12 protein-coding genes and 1 pseudogene are annotated in these 7,278 nt (G+C 37.3%); 3 read left to right on the top strand and 10 right to left on the bottom strand.

The window, feature by feature from the left end; translation table 11 throughout:
• On the top strand, nucleotides 1-222 hold a 222-nt coding region (locus tag IEV18_RS17380), incomplete at its 5' end, for a hypothetical protein (RefSeq protein WP_229733692.1).
• A gap of 111 nt (nucleotides 223-333) precedes the next feature.
• Here IEV18_RS17380 and IEV18_RS17375 read toward each other — a convergent pair.
• The 5 genes from IEV18_RS17375 to IEV18_RS15950 all read right to left on the bottom strand — a co-directional run bounded on the left by IEV18_RS17375 (nucleotide 334) and on the right by IEV18_RS15950 (nucleotide 3,125).
• Nucleotides 334-483, bottom strand: coding sequence for a sigma factor-like helix-turn-helix DNA-binding protein (locus IEV18_RS17375; protein ID WP_229733694.1), 150 nt, complete (start codon nucleotides 481-483; stop codon nucleotides 334-336).
• A 30-nt stretch (nucleotides 484-513) separates the two neighbouring features.
• Nucleotides 514-849, bottom strand: coding sequence for an RNA polymerase sigma factor (locus tag IEV18_RS15965; protein ID WP_229733691.1), 336 nt, complete (start codon nucleotides 847-849; stop codon nucleotides 514-516).
• Between the two features lie 206 nt (nucleotides 850-1,055).
• On the bottom strand, nucleotides 1,056-2,246 hold the full coding sequence (locus tag IEV18_RS15960; RefSeq protein WP_188393366.1) for a MalY/PatB family protein: 1,191 nt from the start codon (nucleotides 2,244-2,246) through the stop codon (nucleotides 1,056-1,058).
• Between the two features lie 52 nt (nucleotides 2,247-2,298).
• Nucleotides 2,299-2,652, bottom strand: a complete 354-nt coding sequence (locus tag IEV18_RS15955; RefSeq protein ID WP_188393363.1) for a VOC family protein — start codon at nucleotides 2,650-2,652, stop codon at nucleotides 2,299-2,301.
• 26 nt (nucleotides 2,653-2,678) lie between these two features.
• Nucleotides 2,679-3,125: a helix-hairpin-helix domain-containing protein gene (locus tag IEV18_RS15950; protein ID WP_188393365.1), complete on the bottom strand. Its 447-nt coding sequence runs from the start codon at nucleotides 3,123-3,125 to the stop codon at nucleotides 2,679-2,681.
• A gap of 263 nt (nucleotides 3,126-3,388) precedes the next feature.
• Between IEV18_RS15950 and IEV18_RS17370 the strand changes: the two genes are divergently transcribed.
• Together IEV18_RS17370 and IEV18_RS15945 are read left to right on the top strand one after the other, a co-directional pair.
• Nucleotides 3,389-3,580, top strand: a complete 192-nt coding sequence (locus IEV18_RS17370) for a hypothetical protein (RefSeq protein ID WP_229733690.1) — start codon at nucleotides 3,389-3,391, stop codon at nucleotides 3,578-3,580.
• 6 nt (nucleotides 3,581-3,586) lie between these two features.
• The gene (locus IEV18_RS15945; RefSeq protein WP_229733689.1) at nucleotides 3,587-4,054 is read left to right on the top strand and encodes an acetylglutamate kinase; all 468 of its coding nucleotides are present in this window, start codon (nucleotides 3,587-3,589) and stop codon (nucleotides 4,052-4,054) included.
• A 196-nt stretch (nucleotides 4,055-4,250) separates the two neighbouring features.
• On the opposite strand, the gene IEV18_RS15940 is transcribed toward IEV18_RS15945, so the two are convergent.
• The 5 genes and pseudogenes from IEV18_RS15940 to IEV18_RS15930 all read right to left on the bottom strand — a co-directional run bounded on the left by IEV18_RS15940 (nucleotide 4,251) and on the right by IEV18_RS15930 (nucleotide 7,163).
• A complete protein-coding gene (locus IEV18_RS15940) occupies nucleotides 4,251-4,691 on the bottom strand; it encodes a DUF2975 domain-containing protein (protein WP_229733693.1) in 441 nt (146 codons plus the stop codon).
• 503 nt (nucleotides 4,692-5,194) lie between these two features.
• The gene (locus IEV18_RS17495) at nucleotides 5,195-5,329 is read right to left on the bottom strand and encodes a hypothetical protein (RefSeq protein WP_268235432.1); all 135 of its coding nucleotides are present in this window, start codon (nucleotides 5,327-5,329) and stop codon (nucleotides 5,195-5,197) included.
• Between the two features lie 74 nt (nucleotides 5,330-5,403).
• Nucleotides 5,404-5,637, bottom strand: a pseudogene (locus tag IEV18_RS17365) (DUF1801 domain-containing protein); the annotation flags it as partial.
• 5 nt (nucleotides 5,638-5,642) lie between these two features.
• Nucleotides 5,643-6,611 carry a D-alanyl-D-alanine carboxypeptidase family protein gene (locus IEV18_RS15935; RefSeq protein WP_188393361.1) on the bottom strand — a complete coding sequence of 323 codons (969 nt, stop codon included), beginning with the start codon at nucleotides 6,609-6,611 and terminating at the stop codon, nucleotides 5,643-5,645.
• Between the two features lie 96 nt (nucleotides 6,612-6,707).
• Nucleotides 6,708-7,163: a sensor histidine kinase gene (locus IEV18_RS15930; RefSeq protein WP_229733688.1), complete on the bottom strand. Its 456-nt coding sequence runs from the start codon at nucleotides 7,161-7,163 to the stop codon at nucleotides 6,708-6,710.
• Between the last annotated feature and the right edge of the window lie 115 nt (nucleotides 7,164-7,278).

Genomic DNA, 7,278 nt, shown 5'->3' with positions numbered 1-7,278 from the left:
AGAGGCCTCTTTCTAAGTGTATTTGCCTGGTACGCATACATTTATGATAGAGTGCCTCTTCCTTTTTGGCTAGGATTTTGTAGAAATATCACCGAGAACTATTTTACACATACAGGAGTAATGGAAATTGGCAATATTTTTTCCGCGATACTGGCCATCGTCGGCGAACTGTACGGCAAAACAATCAATATTGCGGCACATGCTGCGGCAATGATTCCATAAGGTTTAACATTTTTCTTGTTCATATAAGCCTTTTGTACAATCTTTGTTCGAAGCTGTTCTTTCGCACGATTTGACATCCTTAATCCTTTTTCCAACTCCCTAAATTGGTCATCAGAATATCTCATTAGCAAGCCCCTCCCTTATCAAATCATTTTCCAGTTTATCTAACGCCCTTTTTAACGTCATTTTCACTTTGCTTTCCGACCAATTTAATATTTGAGCAGTTTCTTTTGTCGAAAATTCTTTTAGCTTCCGTAAAATAATGACATTCCTGTACGACGGCTTTAATTGCTAAATAGCCCGATACAACTGCTCATTCTGAAAGTTCATTAATATCATTTGTTCAGGGATAGGCTTCGAGTCTATTTCTTGCATCGTAAAACCTAAACAATGCTGTAATGGATGCTTTTTGCGCATATGGTCTCTCGTTACATTATGTGCAATGGTGAACAGCCAAGTCTTTACGGAGGACTTTTGCTTAAATTGGTGCTGATGCCTGTGTGCTTTTAAGAAAGTTTCTTGTGTTAAATCCTCTGCCTGATGATAATCCCGTACCATTAATAAAATATAGGTAAAAACCGATTCACCATATTTATCGAACCATTCGGCCAACCTTTCCTGATCCAAACTTATCCCTCCTTTTTCTATACACTTAGACGAAAATTGAAATTTACCCGTCACAGTTTTCATAATGAAATTAAAAAAAGGCATTAATCCTTTATGGAATTAATGCCTTTCATCCGATAGCTTCCGAACTGTTCCATTGAAAAAGAATTTTGCCCCTGACATTTAGGGATAAAATCGGCTTTTTAGTCCGGAGGCAAATGGATTATTTAATTAAGTGCCTCACATATCCTTCTTAAGCCTTCTTCTAGAATGGAGCGAGGACAGGCCAAGTTCAGCCGAATATATCCATCTGAATTTTGTACAAACATATCCCCGCCCTCTAACAAGACCCCTGCATGATTGGCAAAATATAAAGGCAGATTCTCTTCGTCAGGCAAATATTCACCAATATTGACCCAAGCCAAATAAGTAGCTTCGGAGACTCGGTATTTTGCTTTTGGCAAATGTTTGGCTAAATATTCTCCCGTAAATTGAAAGTTGTTATCCAGATAGACTCGTAATTCCTCAAGCCACTCTTCACCATACAGGTAAGCTGCCTTTGCCCCGGCAATGCTTAATGGGTTTTGAAAGTCATAATGCTTTTGTTTCCATATTTCTCTTAATCCGGAGTTTGGAATAATAACATTTGAAAACATTAAACCCGCCAAATTAAACGTTTTGCTTGGAGCCATGCAAGTAATGATTTTGTCGTAATCCGGAAATAACTTTGCCAGCGGAGTATGGCTTTTGCCTATTCTTAATAAATCACAATGAATTTCATCGGAAATGATCCACATATTATTGCGGATTGATATTTCTCCAACTCTCTTTAGTTCTTCTTCAGACCACACTCTTCCGCTCGGATTATGGGGATTGCAAAAAATACATAAAGTAGTCTTTTCATCTTTAGCCTTTTCTTCCAAATCGTCAAAATCAATAGTATAGTAGCCGTCATTGTTGATTAAGTCGGAACATACATACTCAATTTGATGATGATCGGCCGCATATTTGAAATAGGCATAGGATGGGGTCACAAATAGGACTTTCTCATCCTTCTTACAAATGTACTCGACTAATTCATATAGTGCTGGAATAATTCCATTGGATGTTACAAGATGTTCTTTCTCAAAACGCCATCCATAACGTTTTTCCGTCCAGCTTACAAAAGCTTCATAGTATTCCGGTTCAAATACTTTTGTATAGCCTAGAATTCTTCGGTCGAGCCGTTCCTTGATGGCATCAATAATAAAGGGAGGAGTTGCAAATTCCATATCAGCAACCCACATTCTCACAAATTCATCATCTTCATACGGAAATTTCATTGATTCATCGGTATTAAATATATATTCCCGAAACCCATCCACACTTAAAGCATTCGTATTTTTTCTGTCTATGATTTCATCAAAATTATATTTCATCATACTACTTGTCAATCTTCTCCCCCCAAAAATCATTTTCTGCTTAACGATATTATTCATCTTCCTTCACAAAGCCTAGTTCGTTGCCGTCTAAATCTTTTATGGTGAACTTTCTTGTTCCGTAAGCAGTTGTAAATAATTCTTCAACTACTTCCGTCTTGTCTTTTAAAGCAAGCCAAAGTGTCTCTACATCTTTAACATAGAAATTAAAACGGCCGTGAGAAGGATAGTTTTCATCTTCCATGACGGCAAATATCGCCCCATCCTCGCTTTCAAAATGAGCGTAATTAGGTTTTTCTGGAGGCCATGTAGCAGCAATTTTAAACCCCAGCACATTGGTGTACCATTCTACTGCCCTTTCTAAGTTTTTCACATTTGCTCGGACATGCATCAATTTTGTTTTCATAAATTCTCCTCCTTTTACGATTCATACTAGGCCTTTTTGGGCCTTGAATCCGGGTATCCGTACTGCTTGCGATATTCCTTTCTTTCTTCCGTAAAGTCAAACCAGCTTTTACTGCTATTCGGATGATTGGAAAAATGAATAATGCAACGAAGCTGATCTTCCACGCATGGATCCGTCCAGGCCCCCATCCTCTTTTCCAATTCATCCAGCAATTCCGCGCCGTTTCTGTCTTTTATCTCTTCCAAAGAATAGATGTGAAGGATATTTACCAATTTTTCTGCCAATTTATAACCAATCGATGGCACTTGCTGAAAAACAGCCAAAGCCTTTATCTCTTTTGCTCGGTCCCGAGATACACCTAAAACCTCCGCTAAATTATGTACTTCCATCTGGTGAATTTCTCTTAATTTCACTTTTGCCTTTCTGAGGCTAACCCGCTCCTGTTCTGTTAAAGATAATTTAGGATTCTTCATTGTACTCAAACTATTATCACCCGCCTATTGTTATATCCTCTATCATCGTTGTCCATTCATAGCCGTCAAGATTTCTAATCAGCATAAGTTAATTATATTCTGACAGAAAGCCCCATTCAATATTTTCTGATTTTTTATTAGCCGTTTTTATCCCGCACAAAACAGCCAATAATCATTCTATCGTCCAAAGATATAGGTTTTTTCACCATTCTGTTTTTATTGAATACGATGTATCAAATTTAACAATTTTGGGGGAAAGAAAATTGAGTTATTTCCAATACCGCCATAACCATTACCGAAACATTGTTCCGCCATGCCATACTTATTACTGGCCAATGTGGCAATCGGTACCGCCGGTAAATCCTATGCCGCAAATGCCGAACCGATGTATCACGCAGGCTGAAGTAGATTATCGAAATGACATGAGAAGTCTTTGGGAAGAACATGTTGCATAGACGAGGATGGCAATCATCAGCTTAGTCTTTAATCTTCCGGATATTAATGAAGTTTTGACCCGGCTCCTAAAAAATGCCGAAGATATGGGAAATATGATACGCAGGTTATATGGGGATATGGTTGCATCCACCTACAGCCAATTAATCCAGGAACATTTATTAGTTGCTGCTGACCTTGTAAAAGCTGCTATTGCTGGAGATGCGGAAGCAGCAAAGGCGGCAGAAGAAAAATGGTATCAAAATGCGGATGAAATAGCTGCATTTTTAAACAGTGTCAATCCATTTCTACCTGAAGCTGCCGTCCGGGATATGTTTTATAAGCATCTTGAGTTAACCAAACAAGAAGCAGTTTTTATGATAAACAAAGAATTTGAAAAAGACATTGCGGTTTATGATGCGATTGAGAAGCAAGCACGGGAGATGGCAGACGCAATTTCCGATGCAATGGTGCAACATTATCCACACGTATTTTAAAAACTCTCATTATCATAAAATGCCGATATCCAAAGGAAGATATCGGCTCTTTTAAATTTTGCAGTATATCCAGATACAGCTTATGTCCTTAGATAGTTGCCTGCAGCTGTTTCATAGTGTCTTAAAACTTTTGGGGAATAAATTGTATTTATCTGCCGTATGACTCCATTGTCAAAATTAGGATTACCATCGGATATTATCGCTTTTTCACCATTGAACGCAGCAGAATGATTACGGCTGCCAGTATCCAAATGATTAATATTATCCCAATCATGATTAATGTTAAAAACGGACCGGGTCCTCCAAAAGTGTTCATATACAGAAACAGCCCGATAACTCCGACAGATGCCGCCATGCACATCCCGGCTAAAATTTCTAACCCTCTAACAAATCCTGAACTTAATAGCAAATTACGGTCGAACTGGATCAGGAAATACATAATGATTCCAATTCCAACTAGCAATAAAACTAACAATAATTCACAAATTAAAAGAATCGGCAGTTTGGCATAAGCAATCTCAGGATACATTTCCCCCATTTCCTCTGCGATAATTGGAAGGACAAACGCCCCAAAACATATTACCCCTATGGAAAACAGGATTAACAATACTTTTAAAACGTTTGATACCACGCTCACTTTCAACGCCTTCACCTCCAGCATATTTATCTGAATACATCATAAATCCTAATATTCTGTATGTCAATATAAATTTATCGAAATACAATAAATTTATATTGATTAAAATAAAAAATCGGGTTCCTGACTGAGGAAACCCGAGAATTCGCTTTTGTTTTTGAATACTTTTGCAAACCCGATTTTCAGACTGATAAAATTCCGAATCAATCCGTCTGTCCGAGGTTAATAGCCGCAGAAAGCATCTTTTATTATTTATTGTTTTTTAATATTTTTGTTTTTGAGTTTATCTGCTAAAGAATCCACCATTGATTTTGACCGTAAATAAAGGAATTTCCGTTATCTATATGCTTAGCAGCGAACTTCTCTATCTCTGAATGCAGCTCTTTCCTTGAATCAAGATAAGTAATTTAAACAGAAGTACGGTAAGCAATGCCGTCAAGCTCATCTTTGATTAGGTATAACTTCTCACTGTTTATATAGAGCAAATGTATTTGTTTTTCATTTTAATTATCTTCTGCTTCGATTTGCTTTAACATGGAACGATATGGCGTAATACCGATTCCGCCTGCGATGAAAAGGGCAGAATTGTTATCCTTTAGAGAAAAGTTTCCAACTGGCCCAGCTATTATTATTTTCATCCCCTGTTTTAATTCCACCAATACTTTTTTAAACTCACTCGGGCTTTCAGTAATCCGGGTTGTCAGTCTGACAACATATATTCCTTTAGAATAGCTTCCATATCTATTATCTTTCGGACATTCGTGAAACGAATTTGCCGAGCCTCCTGGGTATTCTCCTGTTGCTGGACTAATATGTGCTGCGTGTTCTTTAGCAAAACACCTTTATGAAACAAAAGAACACAATAGTCTTAAAAGCCATGAATGAGCACAATGTTTTTTTCGTTTAACGTATAACATAGATGCATCCACTTATAATCTTCGGTTAATCCATTTATTTCCCAATACTATTGTATACAGCTAATGCATCAGTAATATTATACTGTTCAGAATGGATATCTCCTTTTGCACCAGCTGTAATCAATATATATTCTTGGTTACCCACTTTTGCAAGACTCGCAAGACACAGACCAGCTTCATCGGTATATCCAGTTTTCCCTCCTAAAATTTCTCCTCCAATAATGTTTTGATTGTTGAGTTTTTCAAACATGGTACTATAAAATGTTATCCCTTCAGGGTGCTTATTCGTGGGTTGTGTGGAATGACGAGACGCAGTAAAAATCTCCCTGAAAGTTTCATTTTGCAAAGCATAGTTTAAAAGAATGGCCAAATCTTTGACTGTTGTGTAATGGTTTTCATTGTGAAGTCCTGTGGTATTTTCAAAATGGGTGTTGTACATCCCTAGATCTGCCGCCTTTTGATTCATCATCGTTACAAAGTCTTGCTCCGAACCAGCAATATGATCCGCAAGACCAATACAAGCTTCTGCACCACTTCGAAGCATCACCCCGTATAAAAGATCAATAGCCCTTACCTTCTCACCTGGCTGGAAACCAGCCATAGAAGCATTGGCACTATAAAGACCATTAAAGGTATAATGGGTTAGTTGTATTTCTTTCTGCAAATTTGTCAAATTTTCTATTGCAACAATAGCTGTCATCATTTTAGTTAACGAAGCAGGATAGATCTTTTCTTCGCTACTTTTTTGCATCAGAATAGTTTGATCTTCTAAACGGATTAGGATCGCATTAGTACTGTTTAGTTTATCGAGAGATATAGAAACAGAGGAATCGGGTTCTATCTCTGCAGAGGGAACAAGCGTTGTATTATCGTCATATTCTGTTTCAAACCTATGTTGGTTTCCTGGAGTAATGATGAATTTGAAAACAAAAACAACAACTATCAATGAAAATATAACAAATACGCGTATTCCAGACTTTTTCTTTTTCACTTTTCGTACCATAATAAATCAACTCCTTATTCTGCGATGATATTATTATTTAACCACAGAACAAGAAGCTATGTTGGAATTCAATCTTATGAACTTCTTAAGATTTTCTTAAGACGGAAGCTTTACTGTAAATGTAGTATTTTCCGGGTTGCTTTCTACAGAAATCGTTCCATCGTGAGCTGTGACAATTTCTTTTGCGATTGCCAAACCTAGGCCTGCTCCACCGGTGTTTGTGGAACGTGCAGAATCTAATCGGTAAAATTTTTCAAAAATAGTATCAATCTTTGTCTGTGGAATTGGATTTCCCTGATTCATAAAAGTTATAACAATATTTTCGTCCTGCTGCCATGCAGAAATATCAATGACACTATTTTCATCGCTATAGGCTATGGCATTTTTCAGAATATTATTGAATACACGGGCTAGTTTGTCTGCATCTCCCCACAGAGTGAGTCCTTCAGGCACATTGACAGATATCTGCTTTCCCTGTGGAGTCAGCATTGGATAGAATTCATCTGCCATCTGCTGGAGCATGAACAGTAAATTGATTTTTTCTTTATTCAAAACCACTAGCATTGCATAAATTAAATCTAAAAACAAAAAATACTAAGAATGTTCAATTATTTAGTGGTTTGTCCATAAAAAAATCCTTTATACTGAATAGGACGGGTGGCTTCCT

Origin of the sequence: Compostibacillus humi (genome assembly GCF_014637175.1) — a bacterium.
Taxonomy (GTDB): domain Bacteria; phylum Bacillota; class Bacilli; order Bacillales; family Amphibacillaceae; genus Oceanobacillus; species Oceanobacillus humi.
This window is presented reverse-complemented; position numbering and strand designations above follow the sequence as displayed.